Source organism: Bifidobacterium mellis (assembly GCF_000967265.1).
GTDB classification, from domain to species: Bacteria; Actinomycetota; Actinomycetes; order Actinomycetales; family Bifidobacteriaceae; genus Bombiscardovia; species Bombiscardovia mellis.
Genome location: NZ_KQ033885.1, coordinates 362330 through 388016, shown reverse-complemented (window position 1 = coordinate 388016; position 25687 = coordinate 362330). Strand labels below are relative to the sequence as shown.

Annotated in this window: 8 protein-coding genes; 5 read left to right on the top strand and 3 right to left on the bottom strand. The window is 66.0% G+C overall.

Annotated features, from left to right (window positions below):
- Window positions 1-58: 58 nt before the first annotated feature.
- Window positions 59-4099, bottom strand: a complete 4041-nt coding sequence (locus JF70_RS01985) for an ATP-dependent DNA helicase (protein ID WP_045935095.1) — start codon at window positions 4097-4099, stop codon at window positions 59-61.
- On the bottom strand, window positions 4096-8676 hold the full coding sequence (locus JF70_RS08925; protein WP_052690685.1) for a PD-(D/E)XK nuclease family protein: 4581 nt from the start codon (window positions 8674-8676) through the stop codon (window positions 4096-4098). The genes JF70_RS01985 and JF70_RS08925 overlap by 4 nt, the downstream gene beginning before the upstream one ends.
- Window positions 8677-8831: 155 nt before the next feature.
- On the opposite strand from JF70_RS08925, the gene JF70_RS01975 reads away from it, so the two are divergent.
- The 5 genes from JF70_RS01975 to JF70_RS01955 all read left to right on the top strand — a co-directional run bounded on the left by JF70_RS01975 (window position 8832) and on the right by JF70_RS01955 (window position 21278).
- Entirely contained in the window at window positions 8832-10418 is a 1587-nt protein-coding gene (locus JF70_RS01975) for a serine/threonine-protein kinase (protein ID WP_052690683.1), read from the top strand.
- 209 nt (window positions 10419-10627) lie between these two features.
- Window positions 10628-16060: an Ig-like domain-containing protein gene (locus tag JF70_RS01970; protein WP_045935094.1), complete on the top strand. Its 5433-nt coding sequence runs from the start codon at window positions 10628-10630 to the stop codon at window positions 16058-16060.
- Window positions 16061-16062: 2 nt separating this feature from the next.
- Window positions 16063-17613 carry an AAA family ATPase gene (locus JF70_RS08445; protein WP_231578803.1) on the top strand — a complete coding sequence of 517 codons (1551 nt, stop codon included), beginning with the start codon at window positions 16063-16065 and terminating at the stop codon, window positions 17611-17613.
- Between the two features lie 3 nt (window positions 17614-17616).
- The gene (locus JF70_RS01960) at window positions 17617-18864 is read left to right on the top strand and encodes a DUF58 domain-containing protein (RefSeq protein WP_052690680.1); all 1248 of its coding nucleotides are present in this window, start codon (window positions 17617-17619) and stop codon (window positions 18862-18864) included.
- Window positions 18861-21278, top strand: coding sequence for a transglutaminase TgpA family protein (locus tag JF70_RS01955; protein ID WP_082069338.1), 2418 nt, complete (start codon window positions 18861-18863; stop codon window positions 21276-21278). Before JF70_RS01960 ends, JF70_RS01955 begins: the two co-directional genes overlap by 4 nt.
- Window positions 21279-21449: 171 nt before the next feature.
- On the opposite strand, the gene JF70_RS01950 is transcribed toward JF70_RS01955, so the two are convergent.
- Window positions 21450-25610: a DNA-directed RNA polymerase subunit beta' gene (locus tag JF70_RS01950; protein ID WP_045935093.1), complete on the bottom strand. Its 4161-nt coding sequence runs from the start codon at window positions 25608-25610 to the stop codon at window positions 21450-21452.
- Between the last annotated feature and the right edge of the window lie 77 nt (window positions 25611-25687).

Below are 25687 nucleotides of genomic sequence, written 5' to 3'. Positions count from 1 at the left end.
TTCATGATTGCTGATGCGCGGCACCCATCACCCTTGTCCGGCGGGGTCTGCCGCAGACTCAGTCCTCGTCCGACTGCTCGGGTATGCCCTCGGCCAAGGATGCGAGAATTTCTTCTTCGGACCTGGCACGGGCCCTGATGAGTCGATCCTGGGGCCGGTCTTCGCTTACATAATAAAGGCAGGCGTCGATGGTCGACAGGCTGATACCCTCCAAGCGTGACAGGAGCAGCCGGTAGAAGTCCAACTGGACCAGACGGCGGTTGGTCGACTCCTCTCCGTGCGGTCGGGCTCCGGTCTTCCAGTCCACAATCGTGTAGCGCAGATCCGGGCGATCCGACTCCAGTCCGCCTGCGAAGACCGCATCCAGCTTGCCCTTGACGATGCGACCGGCCAACACCGCCACGATGGGCCGTTCCACCCAGACGGGGGTGCGCTCTGCCCAGTCGGACTCAGCCAGCCGCCGCTCCCAGGTCAGCAGACGGGCCTGAACGGGATCGGCCTTGGGATCCAGGGTCTCCCGCTCCTGGTCAAGCCCGGTCAGCATGCGGGCCCGCTCAGCCATGGCCCCGGGACCCAGTGGGCCATCGAGCAGGTTCGCTGTCTCCGCCTGATCGGGCAGGTCCACCAGTCCTTGGGGGGCGGAGATTTCGGGCAGGATGAAGCGCCTGGCCCAGTCGTGGAAGCGGGTGCCTGCCTCGGCCTGCGGGGAGGCCACCTGGGGTATGGGCCTGACCAGCCCCTGCCAGTAGTCCCTCTCCATCTTGGGATCGCCCCCAGCCGAACCGGCCTGGATGGCGGTGACGCTGCTGGCTCCATGCCCCAGGATCCGACGACCGGTGCGCCGCAGCAGATCCAGATCCGTGAGCAGCTGGTCGTCGGCGACCCCCAGACGGCCGGTGCTGACCTGCAGGACGCGGACCGCATTGGCGTAGAGCCCGTCATCGCCCTCCTCAGGCATTACGAGGGCGCCTGCTTTTCCGGCGTGCACCCAGGCGACCGAGCGATTCAAAGCTTCGCGTGTGCGCGCATTCAGAACCTGGGGCCAAAGCGCCTGATCACGCTGGCCATCTCGGGCGGCGACCTGATCCACCCCTTCCAGGGCACGGTCGACGATGGCCTGGCGGTAGGACTGGGCGTGCTCACCGACAAAGAGCCCCAAGGGCGGCGTTGGCTGGCCCTCCCGAGCATCCTCTGCCTGCTCCAGCCTGACCGCATCGGGCTCATCCTGGAAGAGCTCCACCAGCTCGGTCCAGAAGTTGGAAGCCTTATCCGGGTCCGGAGCCGGCGTATTCAGAGCCGCAGACTCCGCCTGGGAATCCTGACTGAAGGTAAGCAGCAGGTCATGCCGGGCCCTGGTCGAGGCCACGTAGATCAGCCGTCGCTCGTCGTCCAGCAGCCGACGGCCATACTGTTCGCGCTGAGAGGGGGCGATGGCATCGGCCTGGACCGGGCGTGCCTGGTCGTCCAGTCCGCTCTCCCGGGACAGGCCCGTGGCCTCCTCCTCCAGGCCCGCCAGGTCCAGTCGACCCAGCAGGTCCTCAGGGTCGGCTCCTAGGGGGGCGTCGTGGGGAAAGTGGGGCAGGATCATGGCATCAGCCCGGACCGGCACCGGCACGGCCTGGGGATCGACCAGCCAGGTACGGGCCGTGCAGTTGTACTGGTAGACCGGGCCGTCCGAAGATGGGACCACCGGCTGATTCGAGGCGGGCTTGACCGTGAGCCGGTCGCCCTGGCTGCTGGGGAAGGCTCCACGCTTGAGCCCGACCACCGCCACGGCATCCCATTCCAGACCCTTGGCCTGGTGAACGGTCATCAGGGCCACGTCGGCCTGTCGGTCGTCCCCGTCAGTGGGCATTTCGGGGCTCTGGTCCAGCGAGGACAGCCAGGAGACGAACCCGCGCAGGCTGGGCCCCAGGCCTTGGGGCAGCTCGGACAGGTAGACATCCACCTGGTCCAGCAGGGCCTGAATGCCTGCCTTGGCCTGGCTGGGCTCCAGAGGACGTTCAGGATTGGCCAGGGAGCGGGCCAGTACCAGGTCCACGTCCAGGTCCAGGGCACGGATGGCGGCGATGACCACCTGACGCAGGGGGGCCGAGGACTCGGCCTGGACCTGGCAGATGACCCGGGCGGCCTCGGCGGCCAGGACCCGTCCCCTGGCAGAGAGCCCGGAGTTCTTCAAGAGGTCCGGCAGGTCATCGCGCAGCAACAGGTCCACCAGGAAGACGTCGTTGGGAACCTGGTCACGGTAACGGTGCAGATCCTCGCGACGACGGCGCGGATCGGGGTCGGACTCGACCAGGCCGGCACGGACCAGGGCCCGGTACTGGCTGTCCTCGTTGACCTTGGTGGCCAGGGAGGCCAGAGCGCTCAGGTCGGCCGCGTCCATGCCGAACCGGGCCGAGGCCAGCAGGCGCATCAGGGAATCGCTGTCGGTGTGGTCGCAGATCAGGGAGAGCAGGGCTCTGAGATCCATGACCTCGGGCCGGTCGAAGAGGGAGGAGTACCCGACGACCTGGCAGCTCAGTCCCGCAGCCTCCAAGGCCTGACGGTACCTGGGCAGGGCAGCCTTGGAGCGGAAGAGAACAGCCACGTGCGGTGCGTCGCCTTGGTTGCCATAGAGCTCGCGTGCCCTGAGGGCGAACCTGACCACACCATCGATCTCCTGGCCGCCGGTGGCATAGCCCAAGAGGCCCACGGTACCCGGGTCGGCATCCTCACGGGGACGGAGCCTGGCCACGTCCACCTCGCGCAGTTCCGCTTCGGACCGGCTCTCCTGGCCCCTGTGACGTAGAGGGACTGTCAGCTGGTTGGCGGCCTTGAGCACCCAGCTGGAGTTGCGGAAGGTGCGCGACAGGGTCAGCGGGTCCTGGTCCTGCGAGCGCCCAAAGGTTGTCACGCCAGACAGGGGACCGCTGCCGGAGTCGGGTCGGTCGGCCAACATGCCGAACTGGGCCTGGAAGGTGCGGAAGGCCCCGGGACTGGCCCCGCGCCAGGCATAGATGGACTGGAAGGGGTCGCCCACGGCGGTCACGGCCGACCTGCCGGGAGCCTGGTCCGCACTCCCCTGATCCTCCTGCCGATTCTGCGGATGGAAGATGGCCGCCAGAAGCAGGGCCTGGGTGGTGGAGGTGTCCTGGTATTCATCCAGAAAGACGTGGCTGTAGCGGCGCCTCAGCTGGGCGCTGATGGAGGGAAAACGCTCGACCAGCTGGAAGGCGGCCAGGGTGAAGTCGCCGAACTCGGCCATGTTGGCCTGGCGCTTGGCCTGCTGGTAGTCCTGGACCAGGGTCAGCAGCTTCTCGCGTGTCAGGACGGCCCGTCGCATGGCATCCACCCGGTAGAGGCGAATGCTCTGCCGCTTGTCTTGGAAGTCCTTAATTTTACCCTGATAGTGCTCGTCGGTCTCCTTCTTGCTTCGCTTGGGCGGTGAGGTGCTGACTGTGGGCTCGGTGGCCGGCACGAGCTGGTCGCCGATGAGCCGGTCCGCACGATCCACAAAAGCCCTGTCCCATGCGCGGATCCGCTCCACAGCCTGGTCGAAATCCGGGCAGTCGCTGCTGATCATGGAGGTGGTCACCGCTCCGGTCAGCCCCAGAACCCGGTTGACCGTGGTCGAGAAGGTCGCGGAGCCCAGGTCGTCGGAGTCGCCATCCTGCGCCGAGGAACCGGCAGGAAAGATCAGATCCAGATGGTCGGCGACCACCTGGGAGGCCAGCTGGTAGGCCCCCGCCGAGCTCAGGGGACGGGTGTCCTGATCCATGCCCACCAGCAGACCGTACTGGCGCACGATGGACTGGAAGAAGGCGTCATAGGTGGACACGGTCGGCTTGAGGAAGTTGCGTTCAGGGTCCAGGCCCGAGGCTCCTCTGCCCTGGTCGCGTCGGATGACAGCCGCCCCCACCCTGGACTGGAGTTCTGAGGCAGCCTTGCGGGTGAAGGTCAACCCCAGAATCTGCTCGGAGGGCACTCCCCGGCGAATCAGGGCGATGATCCGGCTGGTCATGGTCATGGTCTTGCCCGAGCCGGCACCGGCCACCACCAGAAGATCCTCGTTCACATCCGCATCGACGATGGCGGACTGTTCGGCAGTCTGCTTCATTCCTGATCCTCCAGTAGATTGGGTGCCACCAGTTGCCATGCCTGGCATTCCTGCCCATTGCCGGCCCGATGACAACGGGCAGGGTCGAAGACCGCATCATCCCGACCGGCCGTCAGCTTGACTCCGGCGGCGAAGAAGACCCTGGCTATCATGGTCAGCCCCCATACAGCCTGGGAGGAGACTCTGGAGGCTCGGACCATGGCCCACAGGTCCGCATCCACCCCAGGCGGCACCTGCTCAGGCAGGTCCGCAGGCTCGGCCTTTGATTTGAGCGGGGAGGGCATGCCGGTTCTGGGCTGGGCGATGGTGACCAGCCTGTCGCGCTCGAACAGTGGAGGCTGGTAGGCCATCTCCTCCCGGCGCAACCCCGTTTTCTCATCCTTGGGCGGGGTCTGCAGCTGCAGGAGCAGGGACTGGCTCAGCTTCATCCCCTCGGTCCTCTCCAGATCGGGGGCCTGGGGCAGACTCCAGGCCTCCCCTACCTCCGGGCTGCTGCCAGGAGTGGGCGGGAAGGCCAGTCCCAGCTGATAGCAGACCAGCTGCAGGTCGTTGAAGAGCTGCCCCTGGGTATAGGGGACTCTGCCGGTCTTGTAGTCCACCAGCCGCAGACGGATGCCCTCGGGCAGGGACCTGACCTCCAGACGGTCGATACGACCGGTCAGCCTGACCGTGGTCCTGGCATCCAGGGCTGAAGGGAAGCCGTCGACCAGGCCGGACATCAGGGCGAAGAGCCCGTCGGCATCCAGGGGCCTGTCAGGGAAGGTGGCCTTCCAAAGTGGAACCAGGTCCTCCACGGACAGGCTGACATCAAATGAGCGCTCGCTCTGCACGCCCAGCAGGTCGCCGACCGGGACCGGGCTCTTGCCCCCCAGGCCGTATTCGGAATCCGAGGAGCGGACGAAATAAGAGGCCAGGTTGTCCAGGATGGGCTCCACCCGACTGCTGCGACCGCGTTGGTCATAGAGCTCGTCCGGGTCCCGCAGACGCTGCTCCTGGGGAGCCAGATCCTGGTAGATGTCCAGAAGTGCATCCCGCACCTGCTGCTGGCGGGTGTCCGGGTCGCCATGGCCGGGACGGTCCAGACCCTGGGCTGTGCCCTCACTGGCCACCTTATGTATCAGAGAGCCGAACTCCGTGGGCACCCTGGATGGGGATGGGCCGGAGAACTGATCACCCAAGGCCCACTCCAGGGGGCAGTTCCAGATGGCATCGACCGCCGAGGGTGAAAGGAGAACCACCTGGCGGTCGGACCCGTGTTCGTGGCGGTGCTCATGACGCTGGTCACGGTCATGGGTTGGACCCGCCTGGGTGTTTTGATTGGAGGAAGCCGGTGCGGAACGGGAGGCACGGTCCTTTTCAACAACCGATGCGACACCTGCGGCGGCCACAGCCCTTGACCCGGCAGCCTGCTCAACCGGGGCCCCTTCATCCGAAACCTGCTCATCTGAGGCATGCCGGTCCGGGGCCGACCCAACCGTGGACTGTCCGTCTGGGACATGCTGATCCAATGTCGACTGGTCGTAGAGGAAGGGCCAATGCCGTGGATCGGCCGAATCCTGACCCTGGTCGACCAGCAGCCGCAGGGTTTGTACGGCATCGTCCACCCGGTCACGGTCAATCTGGTCCTCCGGAAGCAGCGCCTGGACAGCCAGGATGGACCGGGCGGCCGCCGTCAGACCCCTGGCAGACACCTCCAGCCCCCCGTAGCGCTCACTGCCGCCTGAGCCAGCACCGACCATGCTGAATTCGGCCTGACTCATATCCGCGGTGCGTGGATAGCGTTCGGGCAGGTAACCGTAGAGGAAGTCCGATGGAACCAGGTCATCGTTCCAGACCGCGCTGATGCGCACCTGGGTCCGGGCCCGGGTCAGCGCCTCCAGAAAGCCCTTCTTCTCAGCGTAGAGGATGGAGCGCAGGGCAGGATCGTGGCTGAGCGTGTCCGCCAGGGGGTCACCGATGCGGTCGTGCAGGACCAGGTCGGCCAGCTCCTCGGCTCCGAACATGGTGTCCCGGGGAATCAGATTGGGCCAGACACCGTCCTGGACGGCGGGCAGCCAGACCAGGGGCCAGTCGGTGGCCAGGGCGGCAGCGCCGGCGGGTGTGGTCAGGGTGACGGCGTGCTCGATGGGCCCGATCCGCGCCAGGGAGTCGGCCTCAATCTGCATGGTGCGCACCTGGTCCATGAAGGCCTCGACCGTGGGGAAACGACGGGAGCCGGCCGCGTACTGGAAGAGCCGCATGAGCGCGTCCAGACGGTCGTTGGCCTCCTCCCCCTCCTGGGTGGCCATCAGGGCCCTCCGCTGCCAGTCGTCGGCAAGGTCCAGGCTCCGCCAGGCCTCCCAGAGCACGTATTGGGGCTGACGGTCCTCCAGGGCGCTGATGCGGGTGGCCGTCAGACGCAGAACCTGCAAGGCCTTGTCCAGAACCTGGACGTCAGGATCCTCCCGGCGACCTCCGGCGATGGCGGTCATGGCCTCCAGGATGATTCCCGAGGATCGGTCATCCGGGTCCAGAACCAGCAGGGTCTCCAGGGCCTGAACGGAAAGAATGGCTGGCCGTTGGGCATCCCGGTCGCCCAGATCCACAGGCTGGTCGGGGGCCGAGGCAGTGGAGAAGGGACCGGACGCTGCCCCTGACTCGACGGAATCATGCCTGGCCAACAGGGAATCGTCGACACTGATGCCGGATGAACGGTCCCGCTGAGCCCGCCGCTCGGCCAGATCCTCCACCCAGGTCCGCCAGGCCTGTCCAAGGAGCGGCAGATCGTCCAAGGTGCCCGACGAGTCCGACTCGCTTCCCTGCTGGCCGGACAGGGGGGCCAATGCGGCCATGGTCTCCATGATGGACTCCAGGCGCTCCATCCTGACGGGACGCTCTGCACGAGCGGCGGTGGCGGGGACCCGGAAGAGGGGGCCGGCCATCAGGGTGCGCAGGCGCGAACGGATCCAGGCGGCCACCTGGGCAGGATCGTCCGGGTCGCTTCCGGCAGTTCCAGGGTCCAGTACCGACTGGGCCAGCTCGACCATGGCAAAGAGACCCTGGATGGCTGGCTCCTGGCTGAGCGGACGGGTCACTGAGGAGAAGCGCACCGGCACGCCCTGCACACGCAGTTTGCGGCCCAGCGTGCGTAGTGTCATGTTGTCGTGGGCGATGACGGCCATGTCGTTCCAGTCACGTTTCTGGGCCAGGAACTCATGCTTGACCTGCCAGACCAGGTCGTCATCCTCCTGGTCGGGGGTGCGGAAGAGCCTGGTCTGCACGCTGCCGTCGCGGATAAGACTGTCGCCGTCGGTCAGAGGCGCCACCGGTCCGGCGCCGGGCCAGGCGGGCAGCTTGCCAGGTCTGGCAGGCAGGGGGGTATCGTCCTCCTCAACCCCGGCGATGCCCAGGCTGACCCTGGCAGCCACCAGATCGGCGTAGGAACCCGGAGCCGCCGAATCTGAACCCTGGCGGCCTTCGGTATGTTCTTCGACTGCTTTCGGAACCACCATCCTCCGGGGTTTCAGGGTCAGGGTGGCGGCGCCCAGGCAGGCGAAGTCCTGGGCCAGAAGGGGGGCGGCGTCACCTGGCACAGGCTTGGCCAGGGTCGTCAGACGAGTGGCCAGAAATTCCGGATAGGAGCCACGGAAGGACTGGACCGACTGGTCGGGATTGCCCACCAGAAGAAGTCGGCAACCGGCCCGGTTCAACCCCTGCAGCAGGCCCATCCCGGCCAGGGTGACGTCCTGCCAATCGTCCACGACCAACAGGTCGGGCAGGTCGTCATCAGCCAGTCCATCCAGGCTGCGGGAGGCTTCGACCATGAGCATGGAGGGGTCCAGACGGAATTCATCCGGGTAGCTCTCGGTGATGCTCTGGCGGTATTCGTCCTCCAGGGCGAAGGCCAGCCGCCACTGCAGGCCCAGCCGATCGCGGCGGTCGGGGTCCATGGGCTGGACGGCCAGGGCATCCAGAAGCTGATCCCGGTCCCCCCTGCCCAGGCCCAGTTCCGTCATGCGGGCGAACATGTCCCGTAGCTGGGCGATGAACCTGTCGGCGACCCCTACGACCCGTCCCTGTCCGTCGCCGACCAGGACGGAGGACCAGCCCGCCCCGTTGCGAAAGTAGCGTTCCAGGAGTCGGCAGACCGCGCAGTCGTCCCCGGCCTGGACATGCTCCAGGTGGACGGTCATGACCTGCCTGAGCAGGGCATCCTCCTCGGCGCCGTTGAGCAGCCTGGGCAGGAGCGGATTGCGGCCTCCCTGGGCCAGCCGGGACCGTGTCAGCAGACGGAAGGCCAGGGCCTGCAGGGTGCCGACAGGTCGGGTACGGTCGGATCTCCCCCGCTCAAGAATGACCTGGCGGCTGACCTGGTCGGCTGCGGTCCTACCTGATACGGCCATGCTGGCACCGTCGCCGAACCGTTCCATGCCGGCTAGCAGGGCCCGGGTAGCCAGCCTGGTCTTGCCGCTGCGGGGAGGACCAGCCACCACCAGGGCACGGGTGGGCCGACCCTCCCCGTTCCGGAGCCGATCGCCGATAAGGGCGCGGACCGGTTCCATGGCCTCTTGCGGATCCACCGGTGGCTGCTTGCTCATAGCTACAAGAATAGGGTCCGGCATGGTCCATCCGCAGGCCCCGGAAGCCGCTGGTCCGGGACCATCCTTGGGCGGTTGAAAGGATGACCGATCGGGAGCGGCGTGCTGTTATCGTGGATAGCAGTTCCCAGGCATTCCTTAGGAGGTGATGCCCCTTGCAGCAGAATGGTTCCCAGGCCCGGCGCCCGGGTGCGGTCCCATCCATGGACCAGGCGCCAACGCTGCCCGGGCTGCGGCTTATGCGCCCCTTGGATCTGGGAGGCACCGCCGCCGTCTACCTGTACGAGCAGGAGGGGCTCAACCGACCTGTGGCGGTCAAGGTGGCCCTCCAAGGCAGCTTGGACCAGCAGACCCATCAGCTCTTTCTGCGGGAGGCCAAGACCCTGGCCAAGCTCTCCACCCACCCCTGCATCCTGAGCATCCACCAGGCGCTGGTCAGCGATGACGGACGGGATTGCCTGGTGCTCGAATACGCTCCGGGCGGCAGCTGCAAGACCATCATGCTCAGGGGGGGCATGGACCAGGAAGGCGTGCTGGACCTGGGGGTGCGCATGGCCTCGGCCCTCTGCTGCGCCCATGAACGCGGAATCCTGCACCGGGACGTCAAACCCAGCAACTTCCTGATCACCGACCAGGGTCTGCCCGTCCTGGCCGACTTCGGCATTTCCGCGGGCATCTATGGAGACGAACGAGCCGGCGGGCTTTCCATACCCTGGGCGGCCCCAGAGGTCCTGGCGAACCGCTCGGGGGGATCAGAGGCCAGCGACATCTACTCCCTGGGGGCCTCGCTCTTCGGCATGCTGGCCGGCCGCTCCCCCTACGAGTACGCCTACCGGGCCCGGGATGAGGATCACCTGGCCCAGCTGATCCTGACAGCGGAAACCCCGGTTCTGCACATGGGCGAGTCCTCCCCTATGCTGGCCGCCATCCTGGAGAAGGCCATGGCCCATGACCGGGACGACCGCTACTACTCGGCGCTGGAGTTCGGGCGGGCCCTCCAGGAGGTCCAACAAGAGCTCTACGGCCATGCAACGCCCTTCATCGGCGAGGGAATCGACCCCTACCCCACGGAGGATGTACGTTCACACTCCCGGACCGGAGACATTGCAGGCCGACCCATTGCAGGCCGAGGGGGAAAGCGACCAGAGAATAAGGAATCCGGCCACCCCTGGGCTGGTGCACGGGCCAGCTCCCAACCACGTCTGCGCCCAGACAGGGATGCGTTCGCCGACCATGAAGGCAGCCAGGCCAAGCGGTTTTTTGGCGGCCGCCGCCGTGTGGTCCTTTTGGGACTGATCCTCGCTGTCATCCTGGCCCTGGTACTGGTCTGGGCCCTGGTTGTCGGCCTGCCAAACAGATCCGAGCGTGGTTCACAGCCGACTACTACAGGTTCCTCCCAGGCCCAATCCCGACAGGCGCAGTCCCCGGACCCGACGGATTCGAGCGACCCCCAGGATCTGCAGGAGGGCCCGGTTCCCTCACCCACCCAGGGCCAAGGCCGCTACCAAGGCACCACGGCAGTTTTCACCTGGGCCAACCCCGACCCCAAACCGGGAGACACCTATGTCTGGCATCCCCTGGATCAGGGCGGCACAGGAGACCGTGGCCGCAGCGTGCAGACCCGACAGCCGGCCGCCCGTATCGACAGCCCGCAGGGGGGTCAGACCTGCATCAGCGTCACCCTGGTACGGGCCGACAGGAGCATGTCCCAGGAACCCACGATCATCTGCGCCGTCCAATGAGCCTTCGGTGGATGAATTTCCACATTCGACCACCCCGACTTTCACAGCCCGCCAAGACCTGGCAAACCAGCTAAAATCAGTCGTCAGAGAAGGCATCGACGGCGGTCCGGGCTCAATTAACCAACAAGGGCACAAGGTAAAGGTATAGGAAAGGTATAGGTCAGGCATCCTGGCCTGTGCGGCAGAACAGGAAAGGAACCCAGGGGATTATGGACTTGCAGGGACGCTTCCTGCGGATGCGCCGGGCCGGGCTGCGTCTGCGGCATGCCCTGGCCGTCCGCGCCAAGAACCCTGCCACCATCCTGGCCGTCACGCTGACGGCTCTGGTCCTGCTCATACTGGGCGCCTTGTTCATGCGTGGAGTGGACCGCCGTGCCGTTCAGGTGGATGACGGCAGCATCTGGATCACCTCCGAAAACGAGCGCAAGGTCGCCCGGTTCAAGCCCGACATCGGCGAGGCGGACGTGGCCCTGTCGACAGGCACGGACCACTTCGACCTGGCCCAGAGCGGATACGCGGTCATCCTGGGCCGTGAAGGAGGCATGGCCCCCATAGCGGCCTCCACCGCCACACTGGGAGACACCACCCGATCGGATGCCAGGGTCCAGCGGATGGTCAACGGGCCCACTCTGGTCCTCTTCCAGGCGCGGACCGGCAAGGTCTGGGTGGGTCAGGCCACTTCTCCGGGAGATATGGACCCGCAACGCCGCGACCCTGTGCTGACCCTGGGCTCCGGGGCCGCCGTCACCGTGGATGCCTCCGGAACCGTCTACGCCTACCGGCCCTCGGACGGGGTCGTGCTGAAAATCGACGGACCGGACTCCCGGGCCCACCGTGAGCTGGACTCCCTGACGGGTCACGCCCCCGTTCGGGCCACTGCCTTCAGCGTCATCGATGGAAGACCCGTCCTCCTGGCTGGCAACCGGCTTTACTGGCCCCAGGGATCCGTCCGGATACCGCACCGGGGAGACCTGCAACTCCAGTCCACTCCTGTGGACATGGACCGTCAGGGACCCTGGGTGGGTCTGACCGATCAGGAAAGCGTCCACCTGGTTGATCTGGACCATCTGCGCAATCAGGTCGAGACCGTACGCACCGGCGGCAGCGGCCAACCCGCCCAGCCGGTCTCCTCCGGCGGATGCCTTTGGACAGCCTGGGCCTCCTCGGGAAGCAATTTCCTACGCCTGTGCGCAACAGGAACGGCCAGGCCCAAGGTCCGGTCACCCCAGCCGCGTCCCACCACCCTGGAAGCCATCAGCCCCACCTCGGACCTGGTCTTCCGGGCCAACCACCGAAGGGTCATCCTCAACGACGTGCTGACTGGCGATGTTTGGAACCCGCAATCCTCCACCAAGGTGATCCGGCCGCAGTGGCAAACCATGGAGGTCAAGCACACAGACAAAACCGATCAGCGCCAGGACTCGGCCGACAACCGCCAGCGGTTCGCTGCCACCTGTCGCTCAGGATCCCAACCCATCCAGGCCGAGGACGACAGTCTGGGCATTCGGGCCGGTTCCAGAGCCCTGCTGGACCCCCTTCGCAACGATCGTCAGACCGACTGTTCGGTTCTGCGAATCGAGGATGCGCGCAGCTCGCAGGGCAATCTGCGCCTGACCCCGGTCATGAACGGCCGTTACCTACAGGTGGATGCCAGCGACGCACCTGTCGGCCGGGCCCGAATCAACTACTCCATCACCGACGGTCGCGGCCAGGTCTCCTCGGCTGGCATCGACCTGAACATCGCCCCGGCCAAGATGGACCGAAGTGACCAAGCACCGGTCCAGAACGATACCCCTCCCGAATATGAGGTGGAGCAGGGCGCCACGACAACCGTCAACGCTCTGGCCGGCTTCGAGGATCCTGACGGAGACCCGCTGACACTGGTCGGTGCCGAATCCGTCAACTCCGATCGAATATCCCTTTCCACCAGGGCTGATGGGCAGCTGACCATGAGTGCTGGGTCGGCCACATCCGGTCGGTTGGCTGTCAAAGTCACCGTTTCGGACGGACTCATGAGCGGCCAGGGACTCATCTACTTCACCGTCAGACCCGTCAACACCCTGGCCCCACTGGTTGATCCGGTCATCCGCCAGGCCACTCCCGGCCGAGAGGTGACCGTGGACCTGAGCGGGAGCGCACATGCCAATGCCGCTCAGCCCCTCCGCCTGGTCCGGGTCGACAAACCCGATGGAATCCAGGTGGAGGTCAACGCCGAGAGCCTTTCATTCACCGCCACCGCCGCCAACCCGGGCACCTATTATGTGCCCTACCGGGTGGCCCAGGGCGACCAGGAGACCCAGGGGCTGGTCAGGCTGGAGGTGGAACACGACCAGGGCGGATCCGCGCCGCCGGTACCCGTCAACGACGTGGCCCTGCTGGGGGCCGACCAGACCGCCATCGTCGATCCGCTCGACAACGATCTGGATCCCATGGGCGGAGTGCTGGCGCTGAACGATGTGCGCGTGGACCCGGACTCCGGCATCAAGGTCGGCATCGTGGACCACCGTCGGGTCTATCTGTCAGCCAGAAAAATTCCCACACGCCCGCTGAGCATCGCCTACACGGTCGCCAACGCCGAAGGCAGCGCTCAGGGGACCATCGTCCTACAGCCCCCCTCCTTGAGCAGGGCGGCCTCGGCGCCCAAGGCCCCGAATCTGACGGTTGGGGTCCGATCATCGGGCCTGGTCACGGTTCCGGTCATGGACAGGGTCACCCACGCTGACGGGACCAGCGTCACCCTGGACCAGCAGCTGACCACGGACCAGCGGACCTTTGCGGGTCTGACCTTCGTATCCGGGGATACGGTCAGGTATCAGGCCAGCGAGCGCACCGGGGACTTCCCGGTCACCTATACGGTCAGGGATGATCTGGGCAACGCAGCCTCTGGCACCATCACCTTCCGGGTGCATGCCTCCGACCCCGCCAGCAAGCCCGCACCCACCCCCAAGGATCTACGGGCCCAGGTGGCTGCCGGGACCAAGGTACGCATCCCCGTCCCGCTGACCGGCATCGATCCGGATGGAGACTGTGACACCCTGTCCGGCTTGGGCAACCAGGCGCCCAGGCTGGGAAGGATTGTCAAAGCCGGGGCCGACTACCTGATCTATGAGGCCTATCCCGACTCGCACGGCACCGACGAGTTCACCTACGCCGTGGAGGACTGGGTGGGGCAGCGTGCCCAGGCGCGCGTCCGCATCGGCGTCTTCCCCGACTCGTCAGTGACCGGGGTCTTCGCCCGGGACGATAAGGTCAGGCTGCGGCCTGGGACCGTGGCCGACGTGCCGGTCCTGCTCAATGACATCTCCGGGGACGACGACCCCCTGAGCCTGGACCCCCACATGGAGCGCCAAGGCCTGGACCAGGCCGGCGTAGAGGCCGACATGATCCGGCTGACTGCTCCTTCGCAGCCAGGGACCTCCTATCTGGTCTACAAGGCACGCAATCGGGCAGGGCTTAGCGACCAGGCCACACTGACCGTGGTCTCGGATCCCCAGGCCCCCATCCAGCCGCCCATAGCCCAGGATTACCAGGTTGCTCCCGAGGACACGGTGGACAAGCGCAGTGTGGAGGTCGATCTGGCCGACTCCATCAGCAACCCATCCGGCACCCTCGATGACCTGCGCCTTGGGATTCATCCCAGCGCCCGTGCCCATGCCAGGATCGTGGGCGAAGCCGGCTCCACCAAGCTGGTCATCGATCTGACCGACCAGGCCAGGGCGGTGCCCTACACCGTGACCAACACCCGGTACAAGATCACTTCAATGGCCTTTGTGAAAGTCCCAGCCTACGGGGTATTCCCCCCGATGCTAAGACCCCGGGCTCCGGCTCTGAAAGTGCGGGCTGGACAGAGCATCACCATCGACATCGCCGACCAGGTCAGGGTGGGTGCGGGCAAGACCGCACGGATCGCCTCCCGCCAGTCAGTCTCGGCCACCAAGTCCGACGGATCCGACCCCTACGTGGACGAGCACACCCTGAGGTTCACCGCCGCCAAGGACTATGCCGGCCCAGCCTCGCTGACCTTTGCCGTCCGTGACGGGGATCCAGGGGGCCAGGCCATCGTCAACGAGTCGGTACTGACCCTGCCCATCACCGTGGTAGGCGGCAGAGCCTCCCCGCCGGTCCTTTCTGCACCGGTCATCGATCTGGTGGCCGGGGAGCCGGCACAGACCATCTCCCTGACCGCCATGACCCGCTGGCCCCAGGGAAGCGACCCGGCCGACAGCACCTTCTCCTCCGGGGACCCACAGGGGCCGATCCATGCCAAGCTGAGTCCTCGGGGCCAACTGAACGTAGCCGCCGACAAGACCGCGACGCCCGGCTCCAAGGCCACACTGCCGGTGACCATCACCAGTTCCTCCGGCGATGTGCATACGGTCCTGGTCTTCCGCATCGTCGCCACCACCCGACCTCTGGCTTCGGTCCCCTCGCGTCAGATAGGGCTCAAGGCCGGGCAGAGTCTGGAACTGGACCTGTTCGACGGCGCCCTCAACCCCTTCCCTGACACTCCGCTACGCTTGGTCGGCCTGGTCAGCGACGACACCTCACGACTGACAGCCACCAGCCTGGGCGACGGAAGGATCGCCATCAAAGCCGATCGCGACATCGGCGCCTCCACCAACACCATTCTGGCCACGATCGAGGATGGCAGCCGGGATCCGGGACGCCGGGTCAGCGCCACCATCACCGTGGGCATCATCGACCGCCCGCAGGCCCCCAGAATGCTGGCAGGCGCCGCCCAGGCAGGCGACGGAACGGTTCTCCTGGCCTGGGAGCCGGGCGCAGTCAACGGCAGTCCGGTGGACGAGTACCGGGTCACCTACACCTCATCGGCAGGCTCGGGACAACGCTCCTGCGGCAATGCCGTCACCTGCCGGGTCGACGGACTGGCCAACGGCCATGACTACTCCTTCACAGTCCAAGCCCACAACCAGGTGGGCTGGTCCCCCGCCTCCTCGCCGGCGGCAGCCAGACCTGATGCGCTTCCCGGAGGCGTGCAGGCACTGACCGTGGACGGCGGCAGCAAGGAAACCCTGACCGTCACCTGGCGTCCGCCGGAGAATCATGGCTCACCCATCCAGGGCTATACGGTCCACGGCGAGGGTTCCGGATGCGGTTCGCCGCGATGGCGGTCGGCCACCGCCACCAAGGCGGTCTTCGACGTGGACCATGACGAGGCAGGAGGCAGCTGCACAGTGAGCGTGACCCCCGCCAATATGGCTGGATCAGGACCTGTGGCCTCAGCCTCTGGAGCCACCTGGTCGCATCCGGATCCGCCTGCATTCCAGACTTTGGAGTACCAGGGCAAGGACCAGGTCAGGCTGGTCCTGAACCCCGGTGCCGAACATGGCCGACCCTGCGCAGATATCCAGGTGAGCATCGATGGCCTCGACACCGACAAGGCTTCCTGGACCCTGCCCTGCAACCAGCCGGAGGTCAGTGAAGTCATCACCTTGCCCGCCGGGTCAACCAAACCGGGCGCCACGCTGAACTTCCGGGCGGTCGCTCGCATCCGTGGGGTGGGGTCCGAAGGCCATTCGCCCGCCGCCACCAAGGAGCTGGACCTGCCCAAGGATGCCGACAAGCCAAGCGACAAGACCCTTAACCCGTCAGTGGTCCCCTCAGCAGACAAGGATGAATGACCATGGATGAACGAAACGTACAGGAACCCATCCAGCAGGACGGCACCATTCCCGATGACGCGACCAGGAGGAGTACCCCCAAGGCCGCCCGCGAAGCAGGCAGCGAAGGCCGACGGCTCCCTGCCGACCGACTGGATGTACTGAAGCGACAGCGCCAGGCCCTCATGGCCGGTCTGGGCCAGCAGGAATCCTCCCAGGCGATGAGCGACGACCGGACCCGTCCCGGCCGCATCCCTGTGGCTGCCAGGCAGGAAAGGACTCAGGAGTCCGAGGCGGAATCCGTCCCATCGGATCGCACCATGGTGGAAGACGGGACCATCCCCGTCCGCCAGCCGGTCCGTGACCTGTTCACCCGGTCCTCATCAACCCCTGCCAGGCCTGACCTCGTCGATGTCACCGATCAGTCCCGACACCCCCGACTGGAGCGGACCTCGGCTCCCAGATACGAAGTCAGGACCGACGAACCCAGGGGAGCAGAAAAGACCGGTCAGAACCAACGGTCTTTCACCGAAGCAGGAGATCAGGCAGAAGAGGCCAGGCGGAAGAGACGATCAGGCCAAGCAGGAGGCAGCAGCCAGGCAGTGGACCGCAGCCAAGCCGCCGTGGATGTATCGACCTTCGCCAGCCTCTTCCGCTCCATAGTCGACAACGTCGGCCAGGCGGTGCTGGGCAAGGAGGAGACCATCGCCCTGTGCGTCACCGCCCTGATCGCAGGAGGCCATGTGCTCCTGGAGGACAATCCGGGCACCGGCAAGACCCAGCTTTCACGGGCTCTGGCCGCCTCAATCGCCGTGGACTGCAAGCGGATCCAGTTCACCCCCGACCTGCTGCCCTCCGATCTGCTGGGCGTGACCTTCTACGACCAGTCTCAAGGACGATTCTCCTTCCGGCCCGGTCCGGTCTTCGCCTCCCTGGTTCTGGCTGACGAGATCAACCGAGCCTCCCCCAAGACCCAGTCGGCCCTGCTGGAGGTCATGGAGGAAGGCCAGGTGACCGTGGATGGCCGTACCTACCGCCTCCCCCGGCCATTCATGGTTATGGCCACCCAGAATCCCATCGAGCAGCTGGGCACCTATGCCCTGCCCGAGGCTCAGATGGACCGTTTTTTAATCCGCACCTCCCTGGGTGCGCCGGGGCATGATGCCAGCATGCGCATCCTCCAAGAGGCCGACATCCGCGACCGGGCCGGCCTGGTCGAACCGGTGGTCGATGCCGACCAACTGGAGGCCATGGCCGCCTGCGCCTCCAAGGTCTTCTGCGATTCCTCCATCATGGAATACGTCATCCACATCATCGAAGCCACACGGCACAGCCCCGCCATCCGGGTCGGCTCCTCCATCCGAGGCGGACTGGCCCTGGTCCGCTGCGCCAGGATCCGGGCCTGCGCTCAGGGCCGCGACTACGTGATCCCCGACGATGTCAAGGACCTGGTCGACCCCATCCTGGCCCACCGGCTGCTCCTGACCGCCCAGAGCAGGCTGGCGGACATGGACGAACACCAAGCGCTGGCCGAAGCCCTGTCCAAGGTCCCCGTCCCCACAGGAGAGCAGTGAGCCATGACCGCCTTCGCCCGCCGACCTGCCCCGGAGGCAAGGCCGGTATCCTCGACAGGATCCATACAGGGCCTGCGATCCCGGGCCGCTGACCTGTGGCAGTCCGTCACTGCCCTGGGCCGGGCCATGGCTCTGGCCGCACTCCTGTGCGCTCTGGCCTTCGTCCCTACAGGCTGGCGTGAACTGCTGGCGGGCACTTTGCTGGGCGCGGGCATGCTGTTGCTGGGATTGCTGATGAGCCTGGGCAACCTGTCCTGTAACGCTGAAACGAGTCTGGACCAGGGCCGTCTGGAGGTGGGCGGCCAGGCTGAGCTGGTCCTGGTTCTAACCAATCCGGGCAGCCGTTCCACCCGCCGTGGCCGAATCGGTCTGGCTCTAGGCCAAGGAACCATCATGGCGCCGCTGCCAGCCCTGACTCCCGGCCAGAGTCACCAGATCCGCTTGAAGCTGGAAGCCAGGTCCCGTGGCGTGATTGACCTGGGCCCGGTGACCATGGAGGCCGGGGATCCGCTGGGACTCATCCGCCGCCGCCGAATCCTGACTGGGGCCCGAAAACTCTACATCCATCCCCGCACGGTGGCCCTGCCGCCCCTTGAAGCCGGACTGGAACGCGATCTGGAGGGGGATCCTGGTCCCGGCATTGTCGACGACGACCTGGAATTCCATGCCCTTCGCCCCTATGCTCCGGGCGACGACATGAAGCGGGTCCACTGGCTGTCCACCGCCCGGGCCGGTACCCTGATGGTCCGCCAGTACGAGCCCACCCTGCGCACCAGGACCGAACTGATTTTGGACGGCCAGGCCGCCTCCTACCGGAACGCGGATGAGTTCGAACTGGCAGTTGAACTCTTCGCCTCCCTGGGCTGCCGATGCCTCCTTGATGGCCGTCGGCTGCAAGCGTTGGCCCCGGAACCCGATGATTTAGATGCCCATGTAACCACCCTGCCCACGGAGGATCCCCGAAGCTTTCTGGATGCCTGCAGTGCCATCCGCCCCAGCCAGGACAGCTACGACAAGCCAGACCTGGCTGACGCTCCTGAACGAACCAGCCTGACCATTCTGGTGACCGGTTCGTTGGGCGACCGCCAACCCTCAGCACTGATGGGCGAATCGGTTCAGGGCACCCCCCCGGTCATGCTGCTGGCTGCTGACCTGGACGCTCAACCAGACCTGCAGATGCAGCCAGGCCTGGTCAGCGCCGTTCTGGACAGCCTGCAGGACCTTCCCCCCCTTTTGGAGAACCAGCCATGAGCACATCTACATCCGCATCATGGATGGACCAAGCCCGGAGGGAGCCGATTCGCCTGATTGACCGGGCAGGCCTGCAATCCACAGTCGACCCGACCAGGCACCGCTCTCCCGTCATTCTGGTCGCGGCACTGGCGCCCCTCGACCTGCTTGCAGGGCTGCAGCTGCTGCCGGTCTACGGCAGCCTGCTCTTCTGGTTGACAGTGGGAGCCGCGGCCTGCCTGACCGGACTGCTGATCGCCCTGCTCCCCCGCCGTGGTATTGCCACAGCCCTCCTGCAACCTCTGTTGCTGATCGCGGCGCAGTTCCTGCTAGGCCCCATCCTCGCTCTGAACGGGACCACCCTGGCACACGTCCTGCCTACCTGGACAACCCTGACACAAGGGTGGTCAACCACTTTCGGCGCTTTCAAGACCCTGGCGGCCATCAATCCCCCACTTGGCCAGGAAGCCGGCGGACTGATGGCCCTATGGACGTTGATGCTCTGGACCTGTTATCTGGCCGTGCTGCTGGCCCGTCATGGCCTGGGCCGCAATCCGGGGCGGCCGGCACACCCCGTGGCCATCCTGACAGCCACCCTGCCCATCCTGGGCACCATGGCTGTGTCAGCAGCCCTAGGCACCAGCAAAGGCCTTTACCCGGCGTTGACGGGCGGCATCCTCTGGCTGCTCCTGCTGATCTGGTGCGCCAGCGGAATGGGTCTGCTGCGTCTGCAAGGACCCGCATCCACTCTTGTGACCCTGGCATTGACAGCCGGACTGATTTTCTCCGCTGGACTCCTGCCCGCCCCGCCCCGGCTGGTCATCCGAGACCACTATCAGCCCCCCATGGACCCCTACCGGTTCACCAGCCCCTTGAGCGATTACCGCGCCTATATCAAACGCCATCGCGACGATACCCTGGTCACGGTCCGCAACCTGCCCGCCGGCACGCCGGTCCGAATGGCCGTCATGGACCGTTATGACGGCAAGGTCTGGAACCTGTCCGACTCCTCGGGCGCAGGAGCCGCCGACTACCGGCGCATCGGCGCACAGATCCGCACAGAAACCCAGCAGGAGAAGGCCAAAGACGGCGAACAGACCGGACAGCCTTTTACCGCAACCTTCCAGATTCGAGAGGGATTCGACCACGCCTGGCTGCCCTCCGCCGGGCAGGTCGACGGCATCGATACGGATCAGGGCCTGCAACGAAAGGACCTCTACTTCAACAAGGCCACAGACACCGCACTGACCGATGAGACCCTGCAGGCCGGGGCCAGCTATACGGTGCGCGGCGTGGCCGAAGACCGACCAGCAACCCGCCGCATAACCGACAGCGATCCAGGAGATGCACAGGTGCCTCCCCTGGCGGATGCCCCTGAGAGCCTGCCCAAGGCGGCCGCCTCCATGACCTCCATGCAGGCGCGGGGCGGCGCCAGGGCGCTGGCCATCGAGGAACGGCTGCACCGGGAGGGATGGTTCTCCCATGGTCTGGCCGGCGACTATCCCTCGCCCTCCGGCCATGGCGACTATCGGATCAATCAGCTCCTGCAGGGCCAGGCAATGGTTGGTGACAGCGAACAATACGCCTCGGCCATGGCCCTCCTGGCCCGGCAGATGGGTCTGCCATCCCGGGTGGTCCTGGGATTCGTGCCCAAGAACCGCGATGGCTCCATCAGCCGGGCAAGGACCAGGACCCAGGCGGACGGGAGCACCCGAATCGACTTCACAGGACGCGATGCCCAGGCCTGGGTGGAGGTCAATCTGAAGGGACTCGGGTGGGTCCCCTTCTACCCCACGCCACCGGAGACCAAGACCCCGGACAAGTCCTTGGACTCCACGCCGCCCGATCCGCGCACCCTGGTCCGCCAGCCGCCTCCCCCGCTGGTCGATCCTCCCCGTGACGACCGGGCCACCCAGGGTCGAACCACCGTTGGCGGGCAGGAAGCATCCCGGCAGTCTTCGCCCTCCTTCTGGAAGCGGTACGGACCCCTGATAGCCAAAGTGACGCTCTGGACCATGCCGCTCTGGCTGCCTGCTCTGCTGGTTCTGCTCCTGCTGGCCTTCAAGTCCTGGCTGCGCCGACGGGCCCGGTCGACCGGCGACCCGAAGACACGTATCCGTGCCGGCTGGCGACAAATCAGCAACCTAGGCAGACAGACCGGTCTGTCCCTGGACGGCACCCGTAGCGAGCAGGAGGCTCTGATCACCCGGAACCTGCTGACCGACCCCACAGGGTCTTCGTCGGCCGGACTGTGCGGCGATCTGGATCGACTGCGCAGCATGGCCGATCAGGCCTCCTTCGACCGGCACCCTTCGGATGAGCAGGAGGCCGAGGACTGCTGGCAGCTGGTGGACAAGCTTCGATCCGCCATCCTGAAATCCCTGCCACGAACCCGACGCTGGCGCACCCTGCTTTCCCCCAGGCACCTGCGCTGACCTGCTGCCAATAACCTGGACCCCGAGAAAAACAAAACGAGGGCCCGTGCAATCGTCGAGATCACACGGGCCCTCATCTGGTATCACGTAACCTGCAGTAACCTGCAGCCGAATCCGCCAGGCCGGGTCATCCGGCCCAAGCGGATCTGCGGCTACTGGCCTTGCATGCGCTCACTGGTTGGAGTGCTGGTCCTCCGAGGAGGAGAAGGTGGCTGAGCCAGGCTGCTGAGGCGGCTTCTGATCGGAGTCACTGCCGTCTGCGGCATCCGGGGATCCCGCGCCTGTGGCAGCCGTCAGATCGCCCGCCCCGGCTGACGGATCCTGCACGTTGGGGGTGTCCAGATGGCTCTGGCCGCCCTGGTCGTTGAGGAAGTCGTCCGGGTTGAAGTCGTCGCCCAGCTTCAGATCTCCGAAGTCGATGTTGGAGAAGTCCACATCGTTCAGGTCGGCGTCGCTCAGATCCACGTCGCCGCCACCCAGACCGAAGTTGGGGTAGATGGTGTCGCGGATGGCCTTGTCGGGCTCCACTGTGGCGTTGCGGTACCTGGCCAGGCCGGTGCCGGCAGGGATCAGCTTGCCGATGATCACGTTCTCCTTGAGGCCCTTCAGGTCGTCGACCTTCTGGTTCAGGGCGGCCTCGGTGAGCACGCGGGTCGTCTCCTGGAAGGAGGCGGCCGACAGCCAGGAGTCGGTGGCCAGGGAGGCCTTGGTGATGCCCATGAGCTCGGGGCGTCCAGCGGCCGGCTTGCCTCCGGCCTTGACGGCCTTCATGTTGGCGGCCTTGAACTTGGCCTGGTCGACCAGCTCGCCGGGCAGCAGGTCGGTGTCGCCCGAGTCGATGACCGTCACGCGGCGGAGCATCTGGTGGACGATGACCTCGATGTGCTTGTCGTGGATGTCCACGCCCTGGGAGCGGTAGACCGTGTGCACCTCGTTGACGATGTTCACCTGGGCGGCGCGCGGGCCGAGGATGCGCAGGATCTTCTTGGGATCCACGGAGCCCTCGATCAGCTGGGTGCCGGCCTCGACATGCTGTCCATCCTTGACCATCATGGGCGCACGGCGGGTGACCGGGTAGGTCAGCGCCTCCACGGAGGTGTCGTCCGGGGTCAGGGTCACCTGACGGCCGCGGTCGGTGTCCTCCACCTTGACGGTGCCGGGGAACTCCGCGATGGGAGCCTCGCCCTTGGGGGTACGGGCCTCGAAGAGCTCGGTGACACGGGGAAGACCCTGGGTGATGTCGGAGGCCGAAGCCACACCGCCGGAGTGGAAGGAACGCAGCGTCAGCTGGGTGCCGGGCTCGCCGATGGACTGGGCGGCCACAATACCCACGGCCTCGCCGACGTCCACCAGCTTGTTGGTGGCCAGGGACCAGCCGTAGCACTTGGCGCACACCCCGCGGGTGGACTCGCAGGTCAGGACCGAACGGGCCTTGACCTCCTCCACGCCGTGGGCGACCATGTCGCGCAGCACATCCATGGACAGGGCGTCGCCGCGCTTGTAGAGCACGGTCTTGCCATCCTTGGGGTCAATGACGTCGGCGGCCAGGAGCCTGGAGTAGGGTCCGCCGTCGGCGGCCTTGACCAGGACCAGGTTGCCCTGCTCGTCGCGCTCGGCCACCTTCATGGTCAGACCGCGCATGGTGCCGCAGTCCTCCTCGCGCACGATCACGTCCTGGGAGACATCGACCAGACGACGGGTCAGGTAGCCCGACTCGGCGGTACGCAGTGCGGTGTCGGCCAGACCCTTGCGGGCACCGTGCTGGGAGATGAAGTACTCCAGCACCGACAGACCGTCGTGGTAGTTGGACTTGACCGGTCGAGGAATGATCTCGCCCTTGGGGTTGGCCACCAGGCCTCGCATACCGGCGATCTGGCGGATCTGCATCCAGTTGCCTCGTGCCCCGGACTGGACCATGATGTTCACGTTGTTGTCCGGAGTGAAGTGCTTCTGCATGGCGTCAGCCACCTTGTCGGTGCATTCGGTCCACAGGTTGATCAGCTCCTGACGGCGCTCCTCGTCGGTCAGCAGACCCATGTCGTACTGGGAGTTGACCTTGGCGGCCTGCCCCTGGTACTCGTTGACGATCTCGCCGCGCTCGGGCGGCACCACGATGTCGGAGAAGGCCATGGTCACGCCGGACCACTGGGCCCGGGTGAAGCCCAGATCCTTCAGGGCATCCAGGGTGGCCGCCACCTGGGCGGTCGAGTACCGGGTGGCGATGTCGTCCACGATGCCGGACAGCTTGCCCTTGGGTACCTGCTCGTTGATGAAGGGGTAGTCCACAGGCAGCGTCCGGTTGAACAGGACCCGCCCATAGTTGGTGGCGAAGAGCCTGGAGCCGTCCTTGAAGACCTCCTCCTTGACCACGTCAGGGCTGCCGGGCTCAGGGTCGACGACCTTGAGGTCACCGGGCTTCCAGTCCTTGGGCATGACGAAGTCGGCGGGCACCCGCAGCAGGATCTTGGCCTGCATGTCGATCTCGCCCAGGTCCAGAGCCATCCGGGCCTCGGCCAGGCTGGAGAAGATCCGGCCCTGGCCCTTGGCGCCGTCAACCACGGTGGTCAGGTAGTACAGACCCAGAATCATATCCTGGGAGGGCATGGTGACCGTATGGCCGTCGGCGGGCTTGAGGATGTTGTCGGAGGCCAGCATGAGCGAACGGGCCTCAGCCTGGGCCTCAGCCGACAGGGGCAGGTGGACTGCCATCTGGTCGCCGTCGAAGTCGGCGTTGAAGGCCGCGCATGCCAGCGGGGGCAGGTGGATGGCCTTGCCCTCGACCAGGATGGGCTCGAAGGCCTGGATGCCTAGACGGTGCAGCGTAGGCGCACGGTTGAGCAGGACGGGGTGCTCGGAGATGACCTCCTCCAGCACGCCCCAGACCTCGGGGTCGCCGCGGTCGACCAGACGCTTGGCGCTCTTCATGTTCTGCGCGTAGTTGAGGTCCACCAGCCGCTTGATGACGAAGGGCTTGAAGAGCTCCAGGGCCATGGGCTTGGGCAGGCCGCACTGGTGCATGCGCAGGGAAGGCCCGACCACGATCACGGAACGGCCGGAGTAGTCCACACGCTTGCCCAGCAGGTTCTGACGGAAGCGGCCCTGCTTGCCCTTGAGCATGTCTGCCAGGGACTTGAGCGGACGGTTGGAGGCTCCGGTGACGGGGCGGCCACGACGGCCGTTGTCGAAGAGGGAGTCCACAGCCTCCTGGAGCATGCGCTTCTCGTTGTTGAGCATGATCTCGGGGGCGCCCAGCTCGATCAGGCGCTTGAGCCTGTTGTTGCGGTTGATGACGCGCCGGTAGAGGTCGTTCAGGTCGGAGGTGGCGAAGCGGCCGCCGTCCAGCTGCACCATGGGGCGCAGGTCGGGCGGAATGACCGGGACGACATCCAGGACCATGGCTTCGGGCTTGTTGCCGGTGTTCAGGAAGGCGGAGACCACCTTGAGCCGCTTCAGGGCACGGGCCTTGCGCTGGCCGGAGCCGGTGTCGATCTCGTGACGGAGCTCCTTGGCGGCAGCCTCCAGGTCGAAGTCCTGCAGGCGCTTCTTGATGGCCTCGGCGCCCATGCAGCCCTCGAAGTAGTCACCGTAGCGGTCCTGCATCTCCCGCCACAGATCCACGTCACCCTCCATGTCGCCGGGCTTCAGGGTCTTGAAGCGGTCGAAGACGGCGGTGATCCGCTGAATCTGGTCGTCGTAGCGCTTGCGGATGGCGGTCATGTCCCGCTCGGCCCCGTTGCGCAGACGTGCCTTCATGGAACCCTTGACCTCGTCGGTCTTCTCCAGCTCGGCCAGGTCCTCCTCCAGCTTCTTGGCGCGCTTGTCGATCTCCAGGTCGCGCTTCTTCTCCAGCTGGTTGATCTCGTTGTCGAACTCGTCCTGCAGGTCGGGCAGGTCCTTGTGGCGCTGCTCCTCATCCACCTTGGTGACCATGTAGGCCGCGAAGTAGATGACCTTCTCCAGGTCCTTGGGCGCGATGTCCAGCAGATATCCCAGCCGGGAGGGCACGCCCTTGAAGAACCAGATGTGGGTGACGGGGGCGGCCAGTTCGATGTGGCCCATACGCTCGCGGCGGACGCGGGAGCGGGTGACCTCCACACCGCAGCGCTCGCAGACGATCCCCTTGAAACGCACGCGCTTGTACTTGCCGCAGGCGCACTCCCAATCGCGGGTGGGTCCGAAGATCTGCTCGCCGAACAGGCCGTCCTTCTCGGGCTTCAAGGTACGGTAGTTGATGGTTTCCGGCTTCTTGACCTCGCCATAGCTCCAGCCGCGGATGTCATCGGCCGTGGCCAGTCCGATTCTCAGTTTGTCAAATGCATTGACGTCCAGCACTCTGTGTCCTGTCTCTGATCTTGTAACTGCTCTGAAGTTTGCCTCTTGGCGGGATGCCCTTCAGGCGGGCATCCCTG

Excerpts from the sequence above, each read along its gene's own strand:
- JF70_RS01985 (WP_045935095.1), bottom strand. The coding sequence starts at position 4,099 with ATGAAGCAGACTGCCGAACAGTCCGCCATCGTCGATGCGGATGTGAAC.
- JF70_RS08925 (WP_052690685.1), bottom strand. The coding sequence starts at position 8,676 with ATGAGCAAGCAGCCACCGGTGGATCCGCAAGAGGCCATGGAACCGGTC.
- JF70_RS01970 (WP_045935094.1), top strand. The coding sequence starts at position 10,628 with ATGGACTTGCAGGGACGCTTCCTGCGGATGCGCCGGGCCGGGCTGCGT.
- JF70_RS08445 (WP_231578803.1), top strand. The coding sequence starts at position 16,063 with ATGGATGAACGAAACGTACAGGAACCCATCCAGCAGGACGGCACCATT.
- JF70_RS01960 (WP_052690680.1), top strand. The coding sequence starts at position 17,617 with ATGACCGCCTTCGCCCGCCGACCTGCCCCGGAGGCAAGGCCGGTATCC.
- JF70_RS01955 (WP_082069338.1), top strand. The coding sequence starts at position 18,861 with ATGAGCACATCTACATCCGCATCATGGATGGACCAAGCCCGGAGGGAG.